We start from the raw sequence: 23349 nt of genomic DNA on the forward strand, positions 1-23349 counted from the left end.
CCTCCCCCCTGTCCGCCCTCTCCCGTGCCCGCCGCGTCTCCTGGATCACCCCCCGGGGCGAGCTGCTCACCCCGCCCCGGATGACCGCGACCGCCGTACGGCTCCTCGTCCAGGTCTGTCTGGTCGTCTACCTCTGGCGGGGGCTGTACGCGAACACCGACTCCAGCGCCGGGCTGAACGAGACCCAGGCCGTCGGCTACGCCGTACTCGCCGTCCTGGCGAACCGCATCCGCGGCCTCGACCGGAGCGCGGGCCGCGACATGGTGATCCAGCATCTGCGCTTCGGGACGATCGTCTACTGGTACCTGCGGCCGATGAAGCCCCAGCGCTACTACGCGCTGCGCGCCCTCGGCGACCAGCTGTACGGCTTCGGCTGGGTGCTCGCCGGATACGTGCTGTGTCTCGCCGTCGGGGTCGTCGCCCCGCCCGCCTCCCCCTCGGTGGCCGGGGTCTTCGCGGTCAGCATGCTGCTCGGCCAACTCGTCCTGTACTACGTGATGATGCTGGTCGACCTGATGTGCTTCTGGACCCTGCGCAACGAGGCGGCTCTGCTGATCCTCGTCTTCGCGCAGAACCTGCTCTCCGGTGTGTACGCCCCGCTCTGGTACTTCCCGGACTGGTTCATCACGCTCAGCTCGTTCCTGCCGTTCCAGGCGACGCTCGGCGTACCGCTCTCCATCTACGTCGGACGGATCGGCCTCGACGACGCCTTCGGGCAGATGGTGATCCAGGCCGTCTGGATCGTGCTGCTCGCGCTGCTCACCCGCCGGCTCTGGGCGCTCGCCGGCCGCCGCGTCGTGTCCCAGGGAGGCTGACCATGACGACCACCACACCCAGCCGCGCTCCCCACGGGCCCGCGCACGCCTGGCGCGTCGTCTGGCGGATCACCAAGCTCAACTTCAAGGCCCGGCTGGAGTACCGGGGCGAGTTCCTGATGAACGTCTCCGTCGGGGCGATCTGGCAGGTCTCGATCGTCGTCTTCGCGTCCGTGCTGCTCACCCGGTTCCCCGGACTCGGCGGCTGGTCCAGCTCCGACGTGCTGCTCATCGCCAGCATGCGCATGCTCGCCCACGGGCTGTACGTGCTGTTCCTCGGCCGGGTCCAGTACATGAACGTCCTCGTCCAGGAAGGAGTCGTCGACCCCTGTCTGATCCGCCCGATGCCGGTCTACCGTCAGGTCCAGCTGGCCTTCTTCCCGGTCAACGCCCTCGGCGATCTGGTCGTCGCGGCCGGGCTGTTCGTCGCCGCCCTGCAGCGCAGTTCGCTCGACTGGACGGCGGGCCGGATCGCGTACGTGGTGGCGGGCGTCCTCGGCGGCATGCTGGTCGAGGCCGCGCTCTTCACGGCCCTGGCCGCCGCCGCGTTCCACTTCCCGGCCACCTCGTACTGGAGCCAGTGGCTGGAGGAGCTGATGGGCACCTTCGGCAGCTACCCCCTCAGCATCCTCCCGAAGGCCGCGTCCGCCGCGTTCACCTTCGTCGTACCGCTCGCCTTCATCGCGTACTTCCCGGCCGGGGTACTGACCGGCCACGGGGCCACGATGGGCGTACCGGAGGCGCTGGCGGTGGCCTCACCCTTTATCGGGCTCACCGCCTTCGTCCTCTCCCGGCTGCTGTGGAACTGGAGTCTGAGCAAGTACACCGGCGTCAACGGCTAGGCGCCTGAAGGGAGTTGGAGGCCCGGCCTGGTCGGTGGCCCGGTTGGTGGCCCGGTCGGTGACCCGGTCGACGTCACCTCATTTCAGCCGTGTCTCCAACCCGTCCAGCACCCGGTCGAGCCCGTACCGGAACCCCTCCTCGCGGGCCGCCCGGGGATCCGCCCCGCGCTGTTCGGCGTAGCCCTCGCGCAGCAGCGGGAAGTCCTGGGCGGCCTCCTCGGCGGCCGGCCACAGGCGCTCGACCATGGTCTGCTCGTCCTGGCCGCTGCGGGCGAGGACGTTGAGCCAGGCGGCTTCGCTGGTGGCCATGCCGGTGACGTACGCGACGATCGTGGAGAGCGCCCGGTCGGACTCGTCGGCCGGGAATCCGGCGGTGGTCAGCAGGTTCAGCAGGGCCTCGGAGATCCGCATCCAGTTCGGGCCGAGGTAGGACATGCCCATCTCGCCGAGTACGGAGGCCAGCCAGGGGTGGCGCAGGATCGTGGCGCGCAGACTGTGGGCGCAACCCGCCGTGTCGGCACGCCAGTTCGCCGCGTGGGGGGCGGCCGGGACCTCGATCTCGCCGTAGACCTCGTCGACGGCCAGCTCCAGCAGTTCGTCCTTGTTGGCGACATGCCGGTAGAGCGAGGTCGCGCCGGCGCCCAGCCGGCCGCCGAGCTTGCGCATGCTGAGCGCGTCGATGCCCTCCTCGTCGAGCAGTCGCAGCGCCTCCGCCACGATGTGCTCCCGGCTCAGCGCGGGCTGCTCCCGCCCGGTCCTGGGCCGCGTCCACACGGACTGGAACCCCTCCTGCTTCCTGACCGGCTTCTCGGGTGCCATGGCGCGCGCCTCTCCTCTGTTTCGCTCTGTTCCGCTGTCTGTGTACGGCCGATCCTCTGCCTGCGTACGGCCGACCCTGTTCCTTCTCCTGCGTACTCCTGCGTACTCCTGCGTACGGCCGACGCGACAAGCGTACGGTGTTCGCAGACGCCCGGATGAGGTCAGACGCCCGGATGAGGCCCGGCACCCGGGCGAGGTCAGACCTCCGGGACGCGGCGGAACATGCCCGCCACCCCCAGCTCCCCCTCGATCCGCCCCACCGCGTCCCGTAGTTCCGGCAGCACCTCCGCCACGCACTCCTCGACCGACCGCCGGCTGCTGTGCATCGCGACGTTCACTGCGGCGACGACCCGCCCGCCCCGCTCCCGCACGGGTACGGCGATGGATCGCAGGCCCTCCTCCAACTCCCCGTCGACGAGGGCGTATCCGGCGTCCCGTACGCGCTCCAGGACGGCCAGCAGGTCCCGCCGGTCGGTGACCGTGTGCGGGGTGAGCCGGGCGGGACGCTCCGGGAGCGGGGCATCGGGGAGGAGGTCGGCGAGCATCACCCGTCCCAGGGACGTCGCGTACGCAGGCAGCCGTGTGCCGAGGGTGATGTTGACGCTCATGATGCGGCTGGTGGCGACCCGTGCCGTGTACTGCACCTCGTCCCCGCCGCCGGTGAGGATCGCGAGGGACGCCGAGTCGTGGACCCGCGCGGAGAGTTCGGCCAGGTGCGGCGCGGCGATCCGGGGGAGGGGCAGCATCGACAGGGGTGGGAAGCCGAGGCCCAGTACCCGGGGTGTGAGGCGGAAGACACGGTCGTACGACTCGACGTATCCGAGGTGTTCGAGGGTGATCAGCGCGCGCCGGGCGGTCGCCCGGGCGAGCCCGGTGGCCTGGGCGACCTCGGTGAGGGTCAGCTCGGCCCGGCCCTCGCCGAACGAGGTGATCACGGTGAGCCCCCGGGCGAGCGACTCGATGAACTCCCGGCCCAGCTCCTGCTTGGAGGCGCCGGTCCAGGCGGCGAGACCTGCGGGGGCGGGGGTGCCGTCCCACACCTTCGCGCCGGTCACCGAGGGTTTCCGCAGCTCCCGCTCCATCTCCGCCACGGCCGCCCGCAGCCGGGGCAGCAGCGTCGCGCGCAGTGACTCCGCCGTGTGCCGGCTCGTATGGCTGACGACGCTCGCCACGCACGCGACCCGCCCGGTACGCGGGTCCCGTACGGGTACGGAGACCGCCACCAGCCCCGGTTCGATCAACTGGTCGTCCAGCGCCCACCCTTGGGCGCCCGCCCGGGCCGTACGGTCCTCGAAGTCGTCGTACGCGCCGCCGCGCGGAGGCACGGCCGGGAAGCCGTGGCCCTCCGGGTCGGCCGCGCGGCGGGCCCGCCACCGGGCCCAGTCCGCCGGCTCCCACTCGGTGGCGAACAGCGGGCCGGGCGCGGTGCGTTCGGCGGGGAGTAGGTCGCCGATGCGGAAGCTGAGGGACATCGCGCGGCGCCGGGTGGCCTGGTGGATGAAGCGGACGCCGTCCCGGTCGCCGACCGCGAGCGACACGGACTCGTCCAGTTCGTCGGCGAGGGCGTCCGCGTGGGCGTCGAGGAGGCGGGGGAGGCGGAGGGCGGCGAGGTAGGCGTTGCCGAGCTCCATCAGGCGGGGGGCGAGGACGGCGTCGCGGCCGTCCAGCCGTACGTAGCCCATGCGGGCCAGGGTCGCGGTGATCCGGTCGACCGTGGAGCGGGCGAGGCCGGTGGCCCTCTCCAGTGCGCTCGGACTCAGCGTCCCGTCCGCCTCGGTGAGCCGGCGCAGTACGGTGATGCCCCGCATCAGGGGTGCGACGGCTTCGGCGGGCGCGGGGGTCGGGTGCGGGGCGTTCGGGACCATGGGGTCACGGTAATGCGGTTGGGCTGCGCCGCTGTGCCGGGCGCCTATTGGCTCGGGGGTGCGGGTTCGTGGGCGGGTGCGGGTGCGTGGGGCTTCTCGCGCAGTTCCCCGCGCCCCTGAAAAGCAGGGGCTGCGCCCCGCGCTTTTCAGACCCGCAGATCCGTCGCCTTCCAGCCGCCACCGCCTCGTCGCCTTCCAGCCGCCACCGCCTCGTCGCCTTCCAGCCGCCACCGGCCCGTCGCCTTCCAGGCCCACCGGCCCGTCGCCTTCAGCCCCACAGCCCTGTCGCCTTCCAAGGCCCGCAGCGGCCAAGTCTTCCAGGCCCCCGCAGGGGCCTGGTCTTTTAGGGGCGCGGGGAACTGCGCGAGAAGCCCCACCGGGCCCGCACCCGACCGACGCACCCCAGACACCCCACCCTCGTCCTCCACCCACCCCAGGCACCCGACCCCACCCCACCCGTCCTCCCCCCACCGTCACCGTCGGCTCACCACCACCCGATGGCTTCCCCCGTCATCCACCTCCGCCACGGCGATCTCCACGCCCGTCCGCGTGTCCTCGAAGGTCTCGCCGGGGACGAACGGCGCGTCGGAGAGTTCCGCGTGGACGTTGGGGCTACGGGTGCACCCCCCGCTGTCACGGCGCGAGTCGTGGACCTTGATGGGCCCGTTCCCGGTGTCGACGGTCGCGTCGACCCGGTAGACGAGCACCCCCGGCCGACACACCGCCGCGTCGTTCCCCGCCCGCGTACGCACCTCGGCCACATACGCCGTACGGGAACTGAGCGGCACGACCACCAGCTTCGCGCCCCCGGCCGTGGCGAGCGGAGTCAGCGTGTACTCGGCGGTAGCGCCCCCCGCCACACACCCGACCTGCGTCTCGTCCAGCCACCCGAGCTTCCACTTGTGCCAGCCCAGCAGATCGTTGTCGACGCCCCAGTCCTCGCTCATGATGTCCCAGTGCCCGACCGCGCCCCCGCCCTCATGGGTGTAGAGGTCGGGCAGCCCGAAGACATGGCCGTTCTCATGGGGCAGCACCCGGTACCCGGTCTCCGCGTACGACCCGGAGCCGTCGTCCTGCCGGCTGTAGACGAACGACGCGTTGGCGACCGGCACCCCGTCCGCGACCGGCGCCTCACGGTTCCCGGCGAAGGTCACCGACAGGACGGTGTCGAGGGCGGAGGGGCCCGCGTTCGGGGTGACGAGGACGTTGATGAGGTCGTACGCCCGGAAGTCCACGAGCGGATCGGCGGCCCGCACCATGTCCTGGACCAGCCGGCGGTAGCCGGGTTCGAAGGGGGCGCCGCGCTCTATGCCGTACGAGCGGAAGGACCTCGGCATCCGCAGCCACTCGGTGAGCGGGGCCTCGGGGCGGTAGTCGATACGCCCGTAACTGCTGGTCCTGAACCACTTCTGGGTCTGCGGGGCGAACTCCGCGAAGCGGTCCATCGCGCTGCCCGCGCCGGGAGCGTCGGAGAAGTCGATCATCAGGTTGAGGGCGCGGACCGTGCCGGTGGAGCGGGCGTAACCGGGCGGGGTCGGGATGCCCTCGGACATCTGGGTGCCGAGCGGGCCACGGATCATGCAGGGGCCTAGCGCCGAACCGCGGACCAGGGCCGTGGCCCCCGCGGCTGTCGTCGACTCCTTCGCCATCAGCTGCCCGGTGCCCGCGGAGGTGCTGACCGCGAGCGTGAGAGCGGTGACGGAGGCGAGCGCGACGACACGGCGCGGACGTATCCGGCGCGCGGATATCCCGCTTCTGCGGAACGGCTGCTGCATGCACGCGCCCTTCGTTCCACGGCAGCCGTCCGGTGACGAGGCTGCGCCCTCCCGATCACCCTGGGTCGAGGGGTGCGCGGGCGCGCGCTGGAAGGGCCGAACGTGGGCACCCATCACTCTGTGACCCAGGTCACAGAAAGAAGTCTTCGGTGCGGGAAATAACCGGGGATCGTTTCCCCGTTTAGCCATGTGTCCGAGCGAAACGGGGACTCCATCCCCGGATCGTCACCGGGCGCCCCCCACACCACTGGATCAGGGAAGAAGGAGTACGCCGTGGAGACCGCCACCGCCGAACGTCGTAAGGTGACCCGCCCTCGGGCCGACGCCCTGCGCAACCGGCAGCGGATCGTCTCCGCCGCCCGGGAGATGTTCGTGGAGTTCGGCCCCGAGGTGCCGCTCGACGAGGTCGCCCGCCGGGCCGGCGTGGGCAACGCCACGCTGTACCGCAACTTCCCGGACCGCGACGCCCTCGTCCGCGAGGTCGTCTGCTCGGTCATGGACCGTACGGCCCTCGCGGCCGAGGCCGCGCTCACCGAGACCGGTGACGCGTTCGAGGCGCTCTCGCGCTTCGTGCACACCTCGGCCGACGAACGGGTCAGCGCCCTCTGCCCGATGATCCAGAGCACGTTCGACAAGCATCACCCCGACCTGGAGGCGGCGCGCGAGCGCCTGGAGGGGCAGGTCGAGGGAATCATGAAGCGCGCCCGGGACGCCGGGCAGCTCCGTGCCGATGTGGGCGTGGGCGACCTGATGATCGCCGTCAGCCAGCTCAGCAGGCCTCCGGCCGGCACCCAGTGCGCGGGCGCCGACCGGTTCCTCCACCGCCACCTGCAACTGTTCCTGGACGGGCTGCGCGCCCCGGCCCCCTCCGAACTGCCCGGTGCCCCTGTGACCGTGGAGGACCTACGGAGGCCCTGCCCGTCCTGACCGCCCCGTCCTGACCGACTCGACCTGACCGACTCGACTCGATCTGATCTGACCTGACTCGGCCTGGTCCGACCAGGCCCACCGGCCTTCCGGCTGTCGACGACGACAAGCCGCTGTCTCACGACGCCCTTTTCCGTTCGCCACCCGATACCGATCTTTCCGTCACGAAGTCCCGAAGTGGGTATCCCCATGTCTGAAACAGTCCGCAGCGTCCCGGAATCGGTGGACGACTCGCACTCCAACCGCTGGAAAGCGCTCGTCTTCATCGCCCTCGCCCAGCTGATGGTCGTGCTCGACGCGACCATCGTGAACATCGCCCTCCCGTCCGCCCAGCAGGACCTGGGGATATCGGACGGCAACCGCCAGTGGGTCATCACCGCGTACGCGCTGGCCTTCGGCGGTCTGCTCCTCTTCGGCGGCCGTATCTCCGACCTGTGGGGCCGCAAGCGCACCTTCGTCACCGGTCTGATCGGCTTCGCCGGCGCCTCCGCACTGGGCGGCGCGGCCACCGGTGAGGCGATGATGCTGGGCGCCCGCGCGCTCCAGGGCGCCTTCGGCGCGCTGCTCGCGCCCGCCGCGCTCTCCCTGCTCGCCGTGATGTTCACGGACGCCAAGGAGCGCGCCAAGGCCTTCGGTATCTACGGTGCGATCGCCGGTGGCGGCGGCGCCGTGGGCCTGATCCTCGGCGGCTTCCTCACCGAGTACCTGGACTGGCGCTGGACGTTCTTCGTCAACATCCCGTTCGCGGTGATCGCCGCGGCCGGCGCGTACTTCGTCATCCGTGAGCCGGCGGGCGGCCGCAACCGCTCCCCGCTCGACATCCCCGGCGTGGTCCTGTCCACCCTGGGCCTGGTCTCCCTGGTCTACGGCTTCACGCGGGCCGAGTCCGACGGCTGGGGCGACTCGATGACGATCACCTTGTTCGTCGCCTCGGCGTTGCTGCTCGCGGCCTTCGTGTTCGTCGAGTCCAAGGTCAAGGCCCCGCTGCTGCCGCTGCGCGTGATCACCGAGCGCAACCGCGGCGGTGTCTACCTCTCCCTGGGCCTCGCGATCATCGCGATGTTCGGCCTGTTCCTCTTCCTGACCTACTACCTGCAGATCGTGAAGGGGTACTCGCCGGTCAAGACCGGTTTCGCCTTCCTGCCCATGATCACGGGCATGATCATCGGCTCGACCCAGATCGGCACCCGTCTGATGACCCGGGTCGCGCCGCGCCTGCTGATGGCCCCCGGCTTCCTGGTCGCCGGCCTCGGCATGCTGCTGCTGACCCAGATGGAGATCGACTCCTCGTTCGCCGGTCTGCTCCTGCCGGCGCAGCTGCTGCTCGGCCTCGGTATGGGTACGGCGTTCATGCCGGCGATGTCCCTCGCGACGCACGGTGTCGAACCGCGTGACGCGGGCGTGGCCTCCGCCATGGTCAACACCTCCCAGCAGGTCGGCGGTGCCATCGGTACGGCCCTCCTGAACACGATCGCCGCCTCCGCGACCACGTCCTACATCAAGGACAACATCGGCTCGGCCACCTCGAAGCCGGCCGCCCAGCTGGTCGAACTCCAGGGCATGGTCAACGGCTACACCAACGCCATCTGGTTCGCCGTCGCCATCCTCGTGGCCTCCGCCGCCATCGCCTTCACCCTCGTCACGACGGGCAAGCCCGACATGACGGCGACCACGGGCGAGGGCGAGGACGCGACGAACGAGGTCAAGGTCCCGGTGATCGCCCACTGAGAATGGTGAAGGAGGGGTGGGGCAGGGGCGAAGCTCCTGCCCCACCCCTGCTTTTCAGGGGCGCGTGGAACTGCGCGACAAGCTCCCACGCACCCGCACCCGCACCCGCACCCGCATCCCCACCCGCACCCGCACGTCGCCACGCCGGAACGCTGGAACGCCGAAACGCCGGAGAGCCCCCTACCGAAGCCACGGCAGGTCGGCCCCCGCCTCCGAAGGCTGCAGCCCCTCCGCGACAACCCCCATGATCTCGCCGAGGGCAACCCGCTGTTCCGCCGACAACCGGTCGAACAACGCCTGCCGCACCGCCGCCACATGCCCCGGCGCGCTCTTCGAGAGCATCTCGAACCCCGCGTCCGTCAGCACGGTGAACTGCCCCCGCTTGTCCGACGGACAGTCCTCGCGCCGCACCCACCCGTTCTTCTCCAGCCGGGCCACGGCGTGCGACAGCCGCGAGCGCGTGATCTTCGTCCGCATCGCCAGCTCGGTCATCCGCAGCCGCCGCTGCGGCGCCGAGGACAGCACCACGAGCAGGTGGTAGTAGAGGTGCGGCATGCCCGCGTCGCGCTGCAACTGGCGGTCGAGATGGTCCTCGAGCAGGGTCGTGGCGTGCACATAGGCGAGCCAGGTGCGCTGCTCCTCGTCGGTGAGCCAGCGGGGTTCTTCCTCAGCGGATGCGGTCTTCATGAGTCCACTGTACGAGGCTCCTTCTTGAAGTTTGAACTATAGAGATGTAAGGTGAAACAACAAATATTGAGACTTCAACTACTGGGGAGTTAGAGGGAGTCTCAAGCGCCTGAAGCCCACTACCGCTCCAGGCGCGGCCAAGGAGACGAAAGCGACCGCCGGGCCCGCCGAGGCGCGTGGGTCGTGTGGGTCGCGTGTGTTGAGGGAGTCACCCCTATGTCCGCCGCCACCACCGAACGCATGCCCGCCCTGTATCTGAGCCACGGGGCCCCGCCGCTCGCCGACGACCCGATCTGGCCCGGCGAGCTCGCCGCCTGGTCCGCGACCCTGCCCCGCCCCAAGGCGGTCCTCATGGTCTCCGCCCACTGGGAGGAGGCCCCCCTCGCCCTCGGCGCCGTCGCCCCCGTACCCCTGGTCTACGACTTCTGGGGCTTCCCCGAGCACTACTACCGGGTCCAGTACGGGGCCCCGGGCGCCCCCGAGCTGGCGGCCTCGGTCCGCAAGCTGCTCCAGGCCCCCGGCATCCCCGTCCAGGACATCCCGGACCGGGGCCTCGACCACGGCGCGTACGTGCCCCTCGTCGAGATGTTCCCGGAGGCCGACATCCCGGTCCTGCAGATCTCCATGCCGACGCTCGACCCGCTGAAGCTGATGGAGATCGGCCGCAAGCTCGCCCCCCTCCGCGACGAGGGCGTGCTGATCATCGGCTCCGGCTTCTTCACCCACAACCTCGCCGCCCTCCGCCAGCCCGGCGTCCCCACCTGGTCCACCGAGTTCGACGACTGGGGCCACCGCGCCCTCGAATCCCGCGACTGGGACGCCCTGCTCGACTTCCTCCACAAGTCCCCGGCCGGGCAGCTGGCCCACCCCCGCACCGAGCACTTCGCCCCCCTCTTCGTCACGATGGGCGCGGCCGAGGCCGCCGGCGAACTGGACGCACAGAAGTCGGTGATCGACGGCTTCTGGATGGGCCTGGCGAAGCGGTCCGTGCAGTTCGGCTGACCCTCCGGTGCCGCCGCCGGTGCCTGTGCGGATACGAGTGTCTGTGCGGATACGAGTGTCTGTGCGGGCCCGGGGCGTTTACCTGAGAGGTCATCGACCCGGGCCCGCGTTGCTGACAGGCTCGTCGGCGTAGGGACAGCCCGACTCTCGGTCGGCCCACCGGAAGGACGCCCCATGACCGCCTACGCCATAGCCCACCTGAAGGACGCCGCCCCGCACCCCGAGATCGCCGAGTACATCGAGCGCATCCCCGCCACCTTCGAGCCGTACGGCGGCCGCTTCCTCGTCCATGTCACCCCGCACGAGGTGAAGGAGGGCAGCTGGCCCGGAGCCGTCGTGGTGATCGGCTTCCCCGGGATCGCCGAGGCGCGCAGCTGGTGGGACTCACCCGCCTACCAGGAGATCGCCCCGCTGCGGACACGCCACATCGAGGGCGACATCATCCTCGTCGAAGGGGTACCCGAGGGGTACGACCCCCGGGCCACCGCCGAGGCCATGCGGGAGACCCTGGCGGACTGACCGGGCGAGGCGACCGGTGGGCGGAGGTCGGCCAGACCCTCACAATTCCTTCTCGTACCAGGCCACATCCCAGTACCGCCCGAACTTCCGCCCGACCTCCCGATACGTACCGACGTGACGGAACCCGAACCGCTCATGCAGCCGCGTCGACGCCTCGTTCGGCTGGGCGATCCCGGCGTAGGCGCGATGGACGTCCTCGTCGGCGAGGGCCTCGAACAAGGCCTCGTACAGCAGCGTGCCCACGCCCCGGCCGCCCGCGTCCGGGGCGAGGTACACCGACACCTCCACCGAGGTGTCGTACGCCGGTTTTCCGCGAAACGCGCTGCTCGTGGCGTATCCAAGAATCCGCTGTGAGCCGGTGCCGACGGCAACCATCAAGCGGTGCGGGCCGTCTTCAGGGTGGGAGAGGAGCCACGGACGGCGCTCTTCCGGAGTGAGGACAGCGGTATCGAATGTGAGGGGCGTCTCACGGACGTAGTGGTTGTAGAGGTCGGTGAGGGCGCCGAGGTCGGTCTCGACTCCCGGTCTGACCTGCACCTCTGCGGACTCCGCCGACATCCCGCCACCCCCTGTGGCGGCACAGGGTACTGCAAGATCAGAAAAATAGTGGGACGGGTTGGGAATTCTGTCCTGATTCCAGTCGTTGTTTCCATCGGAAGCAGGGCACTCGGGAGAGTGTCCGAGCGGCCACCTCAAGACCCACGCAAGACCCACGTAGGACCCGATACGACCCTGCCAGCCCACCATCGCAAGGGAGCACGCATGGCAACCCGTGCCGTCGCCGCTCGTCGTTCGTCCGCCGGCCGGACCGACGCGGCTCGCAGCGTTCGCGCCTCTGGCGGCGAGATCGCCGACCGCGACCTGGTCGGCATGTACCTCGACGAGATCGCGCGTACGCCGCTGCTCGACGCCGCCAAGGAAGTCGAGCTGTCCCAGATCATCGAGGCGGGTGTGTTCGCGCAGCAGATCCTCGACGGCGAGGAGGAGGCCAAGGCGGACGCCACCCGTGAAGAGCTCGAAGCCCTCGTCGCCGACAGCGAGCGGGCCAAGGACATCTTCATACGGTCGAACCTGCGGCTCGTCGTGGCCGTCGCCCGGCGCTACCCCCGCAGTGGTCTGCCCCTGCTGGACCTCATCCAGGAGGGCAACGCCGGCCTGGTCCGCGCGGTCGAGAAGTTCGACTACCGCAAGGGCTTCAAGTTCTCGACGTACGCCACCTGGTGGATCCGTCAGGCCATCACCCGTTCGATAGCGGACCAGTCGCGCACCATCCGGCTACCCGTCCACCTCGTCGAGGAGCTCGGCCGGATCCGCCGCGTCCAGCGCGAGTTCAACCGTGAGCACGGGCGCGACCCCGAGCCCCAGGAGATCGCCGCCGAGCTCGGTTCCAACGCGGACCGCGTCGTCGACGTCCTCGACTGGGCCCGCGACCCGGTCTCGCTGAACATGTCGGTGGACGACGACGGCGACACCCAGTTCGGCGACCTGCTGGAGGACACCTCCGCCGTCTCGCCCGAGCAGTCCGTGCTCACGCTGCTGCGCAGCGAGGAGCTGGACGACCTCATCGGGCGCCTCGACCAGCGCACCGCGTCCATCATCAAGATGCGGTACGGCATCGAGGACGGCCGCGAGCGCACCCTCACCGAGGTCGGCAAGGAACACGGGCTCACCCGCGAGCGGATCCGCCAGATCGAGAAGCACGCCCTGCTCGAACTGAAGAAGCTCGCCCGCGACACGGGCTTCGACGCGGTCGCCTGACCCGGCCTCAGCACCGTCGAGGACGACGAGGGCGAAGTAGGACGACCAAGACGTCCGCGATGACGGGACGTTCGCGATGACGGGGACGTTCACGGTGACGGGACGTTCACGATGACGGGGACGTTCACGATGACCACGGCCCGGTATGGACCAGGGCCCCTACCGGCCGCCCCTGGGGCCGGCGCGGGGCCCGGCCCGGCCGTACCGTCATCCGTCGGCCACACCTTGGCCGTACTGCGCCGCTTCAACTCCCCGTTCCCGGGGCACAAGACTTCCGGGCCCACGACTTCACCGGCCCGGAGCCGCCAGGCCCGGGACCCCGAGTCCGAGGGAGTCGAAGGAACCACCAAAGCCATCCGAAGCCGAGTCCCGACGCTCTCCCCCCAGCGCCGGGACTCTCCCCGAGCCGGGCTTCGGCGCCACCCCCCCCGGCGCCGGAGCCCGGCTCCATGTGCGCGAAGGGCCGCCCCGGACCTGAACCCCGGGGCGACCCGAACGGCAGATTGTGTCACAGAGGCCCACCCCGCCGGAGGCGTTCCGACTCCCATACCCGCACGTCAGAGGCGGGGTTGCCCGCTCCTCACCCGCTCCTCACCCGCTCCTCATTCCTCCGCGCCGCCCGCCGCCCGGGCCAGCCGCGAGCCCAACTCCCGTACATACCCGACCAATTCCGGCGGCTCGTGCACCGTGAAGTCGCAGTCGACCGTGGCGAGCCGTACGGCCAGCCACTCCACGGAGTCCCCGACGGAGGCCCGTAGCCGGCAACGGTGCTCGTCGATCGGCTCGGGCGTACCGAACCAGCGGGGGAGCCGGGCCGCGATGAACTCGGCGGGCGCGGCGAAGGTGACATCGAACGCGTACGTCTCCTGCCGCCCGTACATCGACTGCCTCAGATACTCCTCCGCGCTCCCCGTCGGCAGCTCGCGCGGCGTGAACCGGGCGCCCGTGGCGAAGGGTTCCTCGACCCGGTCGACCCGGAAGGTGCGCCAGTCGGCACGGTCGAGGTCGTACGCCACGAGATACCAGCGGCGGCCGGTCGAGACGAGCCGGTACGGCTCGCAGTGGCGCCGCGACTCCGTGCCGTCGCCGGAACGGTAGGCGAAGCGCAGCCGCTCCTGCCCCGCCACCGCCGACGCCATCACGGTCAGCGTCTCGGGCGCGACGGTCGCCCCGTCGCCGCTGGTCAGGGGAGTGGTGGCGGCCTGCAGCGTGGAGACTCGGTGGCGCAGCCGCGACGGCAACACCTGTTCGAGCTTGGCGAGTGCCCGTACGGACGCCTCGTCCACCCCCTCCACCGCGTGCCCGGCCCCGGCCCGCAGCCCCACCGCGATCGCCACGGCCTCCTCGTCGTCCAGCACGAGCGGCGGCATCGCCTTCCCCGCCACGAGCCGGTACCCGCCCTCCGCGCCCTTCGTCGCCTGCACCGGATACCCCAACTCCCGCAGCCGGTCGATGTCCCGCCGGACCGTACGACGCGACACCCCCAGCCGGTCGGAGAGTTCACCGCCGGGCCACTCACGGGGTGTCTGGAGGAGGGAGAGGAGTTGGAGGAGTCGGCCGGGGGTGTCGGTGGTCATGAGAGCCCCTCTCCGGCCGACGGTTTCCCTGTTGTCGTCATGACCCGAGCATGCCGGAGAAGTAGGACACGATCTGACCTACTTGCCCTCTACTTTCCTCTCATGACCTCGACAACGAGCGCCCTGAAGGGGCGCGGGGAACTGCGCGACCAGCCACACACCACCGGCAGCGACCCGACCACAGTCACCGAAACGGCGCTCACAACACCCCCTGAGGGCGACCGACGACGATGGATCGCCCTCGCCATCGTCATGACGGCCGCCTTCATGGACCTGGTCGACGTCACCATCGTCAACATCGCCATCCCCTCCATCCAGCGAAGCGAAGGCGCCACGTTCAGCCAGATCCAGTGGATCACCGCCGGCTACGCCCTCGCCTTCGCCGCGGGCCTCGTCACCGGCGGACGGCTCGGTGACATCCACGGCCGCAGGCGGATCTTCCTCGTCGGCATCGGCGGTTTCACACTCGCCTCCGCGCTGTGCGGCCTCGCCGCGAACCCGGAGATGCTGGTGGCGGCCCGGATCCTGCAGGGCGCGACCGCCGCGCTGATGGTGCCTCAGGTCCTGTCGATCGTGCACGCGACCTTCCCCGCGCACGAACGCGGCAAGGTCTTCGGGCTGTTCGGCGCGATCGTGGGCCTCGGCGCGGTCTCCGGTCCGCTGCTCGGCGCCCTGCTCATCGAGTGGAATCCGCTCGGCCTCGAATGGCGGGCGATCTTCCTGATCAACCTCCCGGTCGGTATCGCGGGCCTGATCCTGGGCCGCCGTTTCATCACCGAGTCCAAGGCCCCGCAGGCCCTGAAACTGGACCTCGTCGGCGTCGCCCTGGTCACCGCCGGACTGCTGATGCTGCTCTATCCGCTCACCCGGGGCCATGAGACGGGCTGGCCGCTGTGGGGGTACGTCTCGATGGCCGGCTCGCTGGGGGTGTTCGCGGCGCTGGTGGCGTACGAGCGGCGCAAGACCGCGCGCGACGGGTCCCCGCTGATCGAACTGTCGCTGTTCAAGGTGAAGAGCTTCGCCGCCGGCATCGCCGTACAGACCGTCTTCGGCATCGCCCTCGGCGTCTTCTTCCTCGTCTGGACCCTCTACCTCCAGACCGGCCTCGGCTGGAGCGTCTTGAAGGCCGGCCTCACCGGCGTCCCCTTCTCCCTCGCCGTGTCGGTCGCGGCCGGGGTCTCGGTCCAGAAGCTCGTCCCGCGCTTCGGCCGCAAGGTCCTCCAGGCGGGCGCGCTGCTGATGGCGGCCGGGGTGCTGCTGTACCTGGCGGAGTCCGAGCACTACGGCCTCGCCATCACCCCCTGGCAGATGGCGTTCCCGCTCGTGGTGATGGGCGCGGGCATGGGCCTCATCGTCGCCCCGCTGACCGACGCGATCCTCTCCGGAGTGCCCCGTGAGCACGCCGGATCCGCGTCCGGGCTGATCAGCACGGTCCAGCAGATGGGCAACGCGCTGGGCCTCGGCCTGGTCGCCGTCGTCTTCTTCGGCGTCATGGACGACCACCTCGCCCCGGCCGACATCGGCCCCGCCTTCGTCGACTCCTTCGAGTACGCCCTCGGCTGGGTGGCCGCCGTCCTGGTCGCGATCTTCCTGCTGATGTTCGCCCTGCCGGCGCGGGCCGCCACGGAGACGGACGAGCCGGTGCGCTGACGGGCGGAGAGCCGGTGTGACAGCGGGAGCCGTCGCGACGACGGCGGCGCGAGCGGGGCCCGGCACCTCCGAGGTGCGGGGCCCCGCTCGCGCCGCGCGTCACCCGTAGGGCCATAGGGCCATAGGCCCGATCATGTCCGAGTCGGTCCGAATGTCGCCCGAACCTGTTTACTTTCTGGAAATCCGGGCGTAGCCTCCGAGCGAAACCACAGAATCGGGCATCAGTCGGAGGCGAACGGACATGTACGCACCGGAGCGGCAGCAGGAGATCCTCCGGCTCGCCCGTGACGGCGGCCGGGTGGACGTGGTGTCGCTGGCGGAGGAGTTCCAGGTCACGGCGGAGACGATCCGCCGGGATCTGAAGGCCCTCGACCGCGCCGGCCTCGTCCAGCGGGTGCACGGCGGAGCCATCCCCGCCGGCCGCCTGGACTTCGAGCCCGACCTCGCCGAGCGCGAGGGCACCGCGGCCGACGAGAAGGACCGTATCGCCCAGGCCGCCCTCGCCGAACTGCCGACCGACGGCACGGTCGTCCTCGACGCCGGTACGACGATCGCCCGCCTCGCCGCCGCCATCCCGCTGGAGGCCGCGCTCACCGCCGTCACCCACAGCCTGCCGATCGCGGCCCGCCTCGCCGACCACCCGGGCATCCAGCTCCACCTGGTCGGCGGCCGGGTCCGCCACCGCACCCGTGCCGCCGTCGACGCCTGGGCGCTGCGGGCCTACGGCGAGATCCGCGCCGACGTCCTCTTCGTGGCGGCCAACGGCTTCTCCGTCGACCACGGCCTGACCACCCCCGACCTCGCCGAGGCCGCCGTGAAGCGGGCCGCGGTGACCGCCGCCCGGCGTGTGGTGCTGCTCGCCGACTCCTCCAAGCACGGTCAGGAGCACTTCGCCCGCTTCGGCGACCTGAGCGATGTGGACCTGCTGATCACCGACAGCGGGCTGAGCCCCGAAGACGCCCTCGCCATCGAACGCAAGGGCACCGAAGTGCTGCGCGTCCCCGGCAGGGAGTCCCTCGGCACCTCCGCCGGGGGCCGGACCAACGGCGTGACCAACGACAGGACCGACGACCGGACCAACGGCCGGAAAGACCGCTCATGATCCTCACCGTCACCCCGAACCCCTCCCTCGACCGCACCTACGAGGTCCCCTCCCTCGACCGCGGCGAGGTCATCCGGGCCACCGGCGAACGCATGGACCCGGGCGGCAAGGGCGTCAACGTCTCCCGCGCGGTCGCCGCCGCCGGCCGCCGCACCGTGGCCGTACTGCCGCTCGGCGGAGCACCGGGCGCGCTTGTCGCGGACCTGCTCGACGCCCAGGGCATCGAGGTCGCACGGGTGACGGTGGCCGGGGCGACCCGCTCCAACATCGCCCTCGCCGAGGCCGACGGCGTCCTGACGAAGATCAACGCACCGGGCCCGGAGCTGTCGGCCGCCGAGGAGGAAGCCCTCCTGGAGACCGTCCGCGCCCAGTCCGCCGACGCCTCCTGGATCGCCTGCTGCGGCAGCCTCCCGCGCGGCCTCGCCCCCTCCTGGTACGCCGAACTCGTCGCCCGCGCCCACGCGGCCGGCACCCGCATCGCCCTGGACACCTCGGGCCCGGCCCTGCTGGCGGCCCTCCGCGAACGCCCCGACGTGGTCAAGCCCAACGCCGAGGAACTCGCCGAAGCCGTGGGCCGCCCCCTCGCCACCGTCGGCGACGCCGTCAAGGCCGCCGAAGAACTCCGCGAGATGGGCGCCGCCGCGGTGCTGGCCAGCCTCGGCGCCGACGGGCAACTCCTCGTCGACGCCTCGGGCGCCTGGTTCGGCACCGCCCGCGTCGACGCCGTCCGCAGCAACGTCGGCGCCGGCGACTCCTCCCTCGCCGGCTTCCTCATCGCCGGCGGCCACGGCCCCGAAGCCCTCGCCTCCGCGGTGGCCCACGGCGCCGCCGCCGTCCAACTCCCGGGCAGCGTCATGCCGACCCCGAGCGACCTGGACCCGGCGGCGGTGACGGTGACATCAGCGGTACCGGCGGACCGGGCGCTGAGGGAGCCGGTGTCATGAGCGGGGGATCGCGGGGGGCGCGGGGGCCGCGAACGAACCTTCGTTTTGGCGGGCGGCCTGGGGCTCGGCTCGCGGACTCGGGGGCTGCCGGAACGAACCTTCGTTTTGGTCGGCCCCGACCTCGACCTGGGCTCCGGCTCCCCGGCGCTGGCGCCGACGCTCCGCGAACGAACCTTCGTTTTGCGATCCGTACCCAGCCCAGGCCCGCCGCCCCCGGCCGCCGTCCGCGAACGAACCTTCGTTCTTCCTTACCCGCCACCCCATCCTTCCCCCTCCCCTGGTCGGCCCCCGTGGCCCCCGCCCCCCACACTTCCGTCCCCACCCCCGCCCACCACACCCCCCGGGCGATACGCGTGCGAAGGAGCCCGCGATGAGCGAGATGATCACCGCGGACCTGGTCGACCTCGACCTGTCCGCCGATACGAAGGAAGCGGCGGCGCGTGCCCTCGCCGAGCGCATGGTGGCGAAGGGCCGGGTCACCGACCTCGACGGCTTCCTCGCCGACGTGGCCGCCCGTGAGGCGCAGATGCCGACCGGCCTCGACGGCGGCATCGGCATCCCGCACTGCCGCAGCGAGCACGTCACCGAGCCGACCCTCGCCTTCGGCCGCAGCGCGGCCGGCGTCGACTTCGGCGCGCCCGACGGTCCCGCCGACCTGATCTTCCTGATCGCCGCCCCCGCGGGCGCGGACGACGCCCACCTCACGATCCTGTCCTCCCTCGCCCGCCAGCTGATGAACACCGAGTTCACGGACGCGCTGCGCGCCGTGGACGACGCGGCCCGCGCCGCCGCGCTCATCCGGGGCGACGAGGCGGCACAGCCCACCGGGACCACCTCGGGCACCCAAGACTCCGCGGCGGCGTCGGGCGGAACGGCCTCCCCCGACGCCGCCGCGGGCAGCACGCCCCCGGCACCGACCCCGGCACCGACCCCGGCACCGACCCCGACGCCGACCTCGGCCCCGGCCCCGGCCGCCCCCGAAGAGGCTTCACCAGCGGCCCCCGCCGAGGCCCGCCCCTTCCGTATCGTCGCCGTCACCTCCTGCCCCACCGGCATCGCGCACACCTACATGGCCGCCGAGTCGCTGGAGAACGCGGGCCGGGACGCCGGTGACGTCGAGATCGTCGTCGAGACGCAGGGCTCGGCCGGCTTCACCCGTCTCGACCCGGCGGTCATCGCCGCAGCCGACGGCGTGATCTTCGCCCACGACGTGCCCGTACGGGAGAAGGACCGGTTCGCCGGGAAGCCCACCGTCGACGTCGGCGTGAAGGCGGGCATCAACCGCCCCGCCGCACTGATCACCGAGGTCCGCGGCAAGGCCGAGCGCGGCGAGGTCACGGCCGCCGCCCGTCCCGGCACCCCCGTCGACCGGGCCGGCGAGCCCGGCGAGGGCTATGGCACCAAGCTGCGCAAGTGGCTGATGTCCGGCGTGAGTTACATGGTCCCGTTCGTCGCGGCGGGCGGTCTCCTCATCGCCCTCGGCTTCGCGATCGGCGGCTGGGAGATCAACCAGGCCAAGCCGGTCACCGAGCACTTCGACTGGCTCCAGATCGACAGCTGGGCGGCCCTGCTGTTCCAGATCGGCGGCGTCGCCTTCGGCTTCCTGATCCCCGTCCTCGCCGGTTACATCGCCTACGGCATGGCGGACCGGCCCGGTCTCGTCCCCGGCTTCGTCGGCGGCATGATCGCGGCCAACATCAACGCCGGTTTCCTCGGTGGTCTGGCCGCCGGTCTGATCGCCGGCGCGGTCGTCCTCGGGATCCAGCGGATCAAGATCCCGCCGGTGCTGCGCGGCATCATGCCGGTGGTCGTGATCCCACTGATCTCGTCGATGATCGTCGGCTTCCTGATGCTGGTGGTGATCGGCAAGCCGATCGCCGAGGCGCAGAAGGGCATGACGGACTGGCTGAGCGGCCTCTCCGGCTCCAACGCGATCCTGCTCGGCGTCCTCCTCGGCCTGATGATGTGCTTCGACCTGGGCGGCCCCGTCAACAAGGTCGCGTACGCCTTCGCCACCGCCGGTATCGCCGTGCAGGACCCCAGCGACTCCGCGATGAAGATCATGGCGGCGGTCATGGCGGCCGGTATGGTCCCGCCGCTGGGCATGGCCCTCGCCACCACGATCCGCAAGAAGCTGTTCACCGCCGCCGAGCGCGAGAACGGCAAGGCGGCCTGGGTGCTCGGCGCCTCGTTCATCTCCGAGGGCGCGATCCCGTTCGCCGCGGCGGACCCGCTGCGCGTGATCCCGGCCTCTATGGCGGGCGGCGCGGTCACCGGTGCGCTGGCCATGGCCTTCGGCTCGACCCTGCGCGCCCCGCACGGCGGCATCTGGGTCACCCCGCTGATCGGTCAGCCGTTCCTCTACCTGCTGGCCATCGCGATCGGTACGGCGGTCACGGCCGGACTGGTCATCGTCCTGAAGGGCATGCGCAAGACCCAGCCCGGCGCGGCGCCCGAGTCCGCTCCCGCCGCCGCCGAGTCGGAGACGAAGGAGCCGGTCGCGGCCTGAGCGACTGAGCACCACCCGTAGGACGCCGGTCACGGCCTGAACCCGTGACCGTACGACGGCCGTGGCCCCCTCCCGCCGGAGGGGGCCACGGCCGCCTCTGTTTCCGCTCCTGTTTCCGCCCCGCGCGCCCCTTTGGGCGCCTTTACAACCCGTGTGACGTGTAAGCCGTACCTGCGAGATACGTCACGATCCGGGCTCAAAGTCCCATCCGGTGGTGTCTACTGGACGGCATGCCTGAGCACGTGTCGATCCTCCAGCTGTTGGGTGTGGTCGCCCTCGCCCTCGCGGCGGTCATCTGGGTCGCCGTCCTCATCCGCGTACTGCGCCGCGACCGCGAGGTCCACCGCGGCCGCTTCGCCGAGCTGGCCCGCAGGCGCGGGCAGCGGCTGCGGGGCCTGCCCCAACAGCGTCGCAAGGGGCCGCATGTGGAGCATGTGGAGCTGACCCCGGCGGAGCAGGACGCCTTCGCGTTCCTGGCCCGCCAGTTCAGCGACGACCGCCAGCTCTGAACCGTTCCTCCGCCGCCCCGCCGAGGGGGCCGGCACTTTCGCAACAGGCCTAGCCGAGCGTCCCCGCGCGTCGTTCCATCGCGTCCCGGGCCGCGTCCTCCGACACGTACACCTCGCACATGTGGCGGCCGTCCGGTGTGGCCGTGTGCTCGACCTCCCACAGGGAGATCTCCTGCCCGTCCGTGAGCAGGAACGCGTGCTCGTAGAGCGAGAAGTTCAGTCCGGGCCGCCCGCGCCGCGCGGGACGGTGCGGGCGGCCGAAGGCCTGGGTGATCTCGTGCGCGAACGCCGTCCGCAGCAATAACGTGGCCAGTTCGTCCCCGGGAGGGTCCGGGTTCTCCGCGCGCCGCAACAGCCGGCGGGCGTGGTCCGCCGAGTCGTCCGGTACGTACGCGTGGCGCGGCTCGGGGAACGCCGTCAGCTCCACCATGGTGGGCAGCTCGAAGTCGGGGGCGTCCGGCGGCAGCGGCAGGCGCGCGGTGGCGGCACGCAGCTCCTCGTCGTCCGTGTACACCTCGTGCTGGGTGTCGCTGCCGGGCACCGTGTTGTGCACCAGCTCCCACAGGGTGACGGCGGAGCCGTCGGCGAGCAGCCAGGTGTGCCGGTACGTCGCCCGGTGCAGCCCCGAACTGTAGTGCGCGGAGTGCAGCGAGCTGTCGTGCGCGAGGGCGCAGTCGAGCTGTCGTATGGTCTCGTCGGGCAGCTCGAAGGAGTTCAGGGCGCGGCCGAGGAGTCGCGCGAGGTGCTCCTCAGGAGACTCGGGCGACTCGGGTGGCTCGTACGCTGCCGTCTCGTACGGAACGCTCAAGGTTTCTCCCGGCGTTGCTGCATGTCACCTTGTGGGTGCATACCGTAGCCCCTCGGTCGGACATCATGTCCGGGAACCGAGAAAACGTACGTCCATAAAACGACGGAGCCGCGCGGTTGGTTCCCGCGCGGCCCGACGAACTCCCAGAACTACGTGGTCAGATGGCGTCTCCCGCCGTCCACTCGCTCCACGGCATGTTCCAGCCGTTGAGGCCGTTGTCCGGCGCTACCGACTTGTCGGGGGAGTTCTCGACGATCACCACGTCACCGATCAGCGAGTTGTCGAAGAACCACTTGGCGTTCGTGTCGCCGTTCGCGCCCTGCACGTCCGCGAGGCCGACACAGCCGTGGCTGGTGCCCTGGCTTCCGAAGGGCGGGTTGGACTTGTTGTACCAGTAGTTGCCGTGGATGAAGGTGCCCGATGTCGTCAGCCGCATCGCGTTCGGCACGTCCGCGATGTCGTACTCACCGCCGAAGCCCACCGTCGACCCGTTCATCCGCGTCTGCCGGAACTTCTCCGAGATCACCATCTGCCCGTTGTATGTCGGGTTCGCGGCGGCGCCCGCCGAGATCGGCAGGGTCTTGATCGTCTTCCCGTCCCGGACGACCGTCATGGTCTGTGTGTTCACGTCGACCGTGGAGACCTGCGAACGCCCGACCGTGAAGGTGACGGTCTTGTCCTGCACGCCGTAGACGCCGTTCGCGCCCTCCACACCGTCCAGGTCGATCTTCATCGTGACCTTGGACCCGGCCTTCCAGTACTCCTCGGGCCGGAAGTCGAGCCGCTGCTCCCCGAACCAGTGCCCCACCACCTCCTGCCCGCTGCTCGACGTCACCTTGATGTGCGACCGCACGGCCTCGCGGTCCGTGATCGCCTTGTCGAAGGTGAACGACACCGGCATCCCGGCCCCGACCGTCGTGCCGTTGTCCGGGGTGTACGTCCCGATGAAGCTGTTGGCCGTCGACACGGTCGTGAAGATGGAGTTGGCCGCCGACGTCTTCCCGCCGGAGTTCTTCGCCGTCGCGGAGATCTGGTACTTCGTGCCGCGCTCCAACTGCTCCTTCGGCTTCCAGGACCGCCCGTCCGCCGCTATCTCGCCCTCGACGACCGCGCCGCCCTCGGCCGCGGTCATCTTCACCTCGGTCAGCTTGCCGCCGCTGACCTTCACACCGGTCGCGTTGATGGACGCTCCCGTCGAACCGTCCTTCGCCGAGATCGTGATCCGCGCCGCCGCGTCCTCGGCCGAAGTCTCCTTGCCACCACTCTTGTTGTCGGCCTGGGCGTCCCCGCCACAGCCGGTGAGGGTCAGCGCACCGACCACCAGCACGGCACAGGTCCCCAGTGCCCGCCGTACAGCAATCTTCGGCCTCGTCACGATCTGCTCCAGCTTCTTCGCGTCTACCTGATCCACGTCATCCGCTCCGGTACGTGGACATAGAGCGACCGGCAGCCGACCAGGTTCCCCCCACCCCCCACCTGACGACATCACGTGACAGAACCAAGACAATCGCCC

At 70.9% G+C, this 23349-nt stretch carries 20 protein-coding genes; 12 read left to right on the top strand and 8 right to left on the bottom strand.

Features of this window, described 5'->3' with window-relative positions; genetic code table 11:
• Positions 1–80 precede the first annotated feature (80 nt).
• Both ABT147_RS30055 and ABT147_RS30060 read left to right on the top strand, forming a co-directional pair.
• Positions 81–815, top strand: coding sequence for an ABC transporter permease (locus ABT147_RS30055; RefSeq protein WP_502983184.1), 735 nt, complete (start codon positions 81–83; stop codon positions 813–815).
• A 2-nt stretch (positions 816–817) separates the two neighbouring features.
• The gene (locus ABT147_RS30060; RefSeq protein ID WP_351411840.1) at positions 818–1657 is read left to right on the top strand and encodes an ABC transporter permease; all 840 of its coding nucleotides are present in this window, start codon (positions 818–820) and stop codon (positions 1655–1657) included.
• Between the two features lie 78 nt (positions 1658–1735).
• On the opposite strand, the gene ABT147_RS30065 is transcribed toward ABT147_RS30060, so the two are convergent.
• From ABT147_RS30065 to ABT147_RS30075, 3 genes are all read right to left on the bottom strand, one after another.
• The gene (locus tag ABT147_RS30065) at positions 1736–2476 is read right to left on the bottom strand and encodes a TetR/AcrR family transcriptional regulator (protein WP_351411843.1); all 741 of its coding nucleotides are present in this window, start codon (positions 2474–2476) and stop codon (positions 1736–1738) included.
• Between the two features lie 197 nt (positions 2477–2673).
• Complete coding sequence (locus tag ABT147_RS30070; RefSeq protein WP_351411845.1) at positions 2674–4341, bottom strand: IclR family transcriptional regulator domain-containing protein; 1668 nt, start codon at positions 4339–4341, stop codon at positions 2674–2676.
• A 473-nt stretch (positions 4342–4814) separates the two neighbouring features.
• Positions 4815–6116, bottom strand: a complete 1302-nt coding sequence (locus ABT147_RS30075) for a M6 family metalloprotease domain-containing protein (RefSeq protein WP_351411848.1) — start codon at positions 6114–6116, stop codon at positions 4815–4817.
• Positions 6117–6389: 273 nt separating this feature from the next.
• Between ABT147_RS30075 and ABT147_RS30080 the strand changes: the two genes are divergently transcribed.
• A complete protein-coding gene (locus ABT147_RS30080) occupies positions 6390–7043 on the top strand; it encodes a TetR/AcrR family transcriptional regulator (RefSeq protein ID WP_351411850.1) in 654 nt (217 codons plus the stop codon).
• 189 nt (positions 7044–7232) lie between these two features.
• On the top strand, positions 7233–8771 hold the full coding sequence (locus ABT147_RS30085) for an MFS transporter (protein ID WP_351411853.1): 1539 nt from the start codon (positions 7233–7235) through the stop codon (positions 8769–8771).
• Between the two features lie 180 nt (positions 8772–8951).
• Here ABT147_RS30085 and ABT147_RS30090 read toward each other — a convergent pair whose 3' ends face one another.
• On the bottom strand, positions 8952–9458 hold the full coding sequence (locus ABT147_RS30090; RefSeq protein ID WP_351411855.1) for a MarR family winged helix-turn-helix transcriptional regulator: 507 nt from the start codon (positions 9456–9458) through the stop codon (positions 8952–8954).
• A gap of 216 nt (positions 9459–9674) precedes the next feature.
• On the opposite strand from ABT147_RS30090, the gene ABT147_RS30095 reads away from it, so the two are divergent.
• A complete protein-coding gene (locus ABT147_RS30095) occupies positions 9675–10460 on the top strand; it encodes a dioxygenase family protein (protein WP_351411857.1) in 786 nt (261 codons plus the stop codon).
• Between the two features lie 174 nt (positions 10461–10634).
• Complete coding sequence (locus ABT147_RS30100; protein WP_351411859.1) at positions 10635–10979, top strand: DUF1330 domain-containing protein; 345 nt, start codon at positions 10635–10637, stop codon at positions 10977–10979.
• Between the two features lie 39 nt (positions 10980–11018).
• On the opposite strand, the gene ABT147_RS30105 is transcribed toward ABT147_RS30100, so the two are convergent.
• Positions 11019–11537 (bottom strand): GNAT family N-acetyltransferase, encoded by a 519-nt coding sequence (locus ABT147_RS30105; RefSeq protein WP_351411862.1) that lies wholly within the window; start codon positions 11535–11537, stop codon positions 11019–11021.
• 204 nt (positions 11538–11741) lie between these two features.
• Here ABT147_RS30105 and ABT147_RS30110 point away from each other — a divergent pair, with 204 nt between their 5' ends.
• Entirely contained in the window at positions 11742–12737 is a 996-nt protein-coding gene (locus ABT147_RS30110; RefSeq protein WP_351411864.1) for a sigma-70 family RNA polymerase sigma factor, read from the top strand.
• Positions 12738–13339: 602 nt separating this feature from the next.
• Here the strand turns inward: ABT147_RS30110 and ABT147_RS30115 are convergent.
• Positions 13340–14314: a helix-turn-helix transcriptional regulator gene (locus tag ABT147_RS30115; RefSeq protein ID WP_351411866.1), complete on the bottom strand. Its 975-nt coding sequence runs from the start codon at positions 14312–14314 to the stop codon at positions 13340–13342.
• Between the two features lie 102 nt (positions 14315–14416).
• Between ABT147_RS30115 and ABT147_RS30120 the strand changes: the two genes are divergently transcribed.
• From ABT147_RS30120 to ABT147_RS30140, 5 genes are all read left to right on the top strand, one after another.
• Entirely contained in the window at positions 14417–15964 is a 1548-nt protein-coding gene (locus tag ABT147_RS30120) for an MFS transporter (protein WP_351411868.1), read from the top strand.
• Positions 15965–16205: 241 nt separating this feature from the next.
• Positions 16206–17066 carry a DeoR/GlpR family DNA-binding transcription regulator gene (locus ABT147_RS30125; protein WP_351411870.1) on the top strand — a complete coding sequence of 287 codons (861 nt, stop codon included), beginning with the start codon at positions 16206–16208 and terminating at the stop codon, positions 17064–17066.
• Positions 17063–18010, top strand: coding sequence for a 1-phosphofructokinase (gene pfkB, locus ABT147_RS30130; RefSeq protein ID WP_351411873.1), 948 nt, complete (start codon positions 17063–17065; stop codon positions 18008–18010). The genes ABT147_RS30125 and pfkB overlap by 4 nt, the downstream gene beginning before the upstream one ends.
• Positions 18011–18380: 370 nt before the next feature.
• The gene (locus ABT147_RS30135; protein WP_351411876.1) at positions 18381–20519 is read left to right on the top strand and encodes a PTS fructose transporter subunit IIABC; all 2139 of its coding nucleotides are present in this window, start codon (positions 18381–18383) and stop codon (positions 20517–20519) included.
• 230 nt (positions 20520–20749) lie between these two features.
• Positions 20750–21028, top strand: coding sequence for a hypothetical protein (locus ABT147_RS30140; RefSeq protein ID WP_351411878.1), 279 nt, complete (start codon positions 20750–20752; stop codon positions 21026–21028).
• A 49-nt stretch (positions 21029–21077) separates the two neighbouring features.
• Here the strand turns inward: ABT147_RS30140 and ABT147_RS30145 are convergent, their stop codons facing one another.
• A complete protein-coding gene (locus tag ABT147_RS30145) occupies positions 21078–21836 on the bottom strand; it encodes a DUF6227 family protein (RefSeq protein WP_351411881.1) in 759 nt (252 codons plus the stop codon).
• Positions 21837–21993: 157 nt separating this feature from the next.
• On the bottom strand, positions 21994–23211 hold the full coding sequence (locus ABT147_RS30150; RefSeq protein WP_351411948.1) for a L,D-transpeptidase: 1218 nt from the start codon (positions 23209–23211) through the stop codon (positions 21994–21996).
• Positions 23212–23349 lie beyond the last annotated feature (138 nt).

Source organism: Streptomyces sp. NPDC001868 (genome assembly GCF_040297125.1).
Taxonomy (GTDB): domain Bacteria; phylum Actinomycetota; class Actinomycetes; order Streptomycetales; family Streptomycetaceae; genus Streptomyces.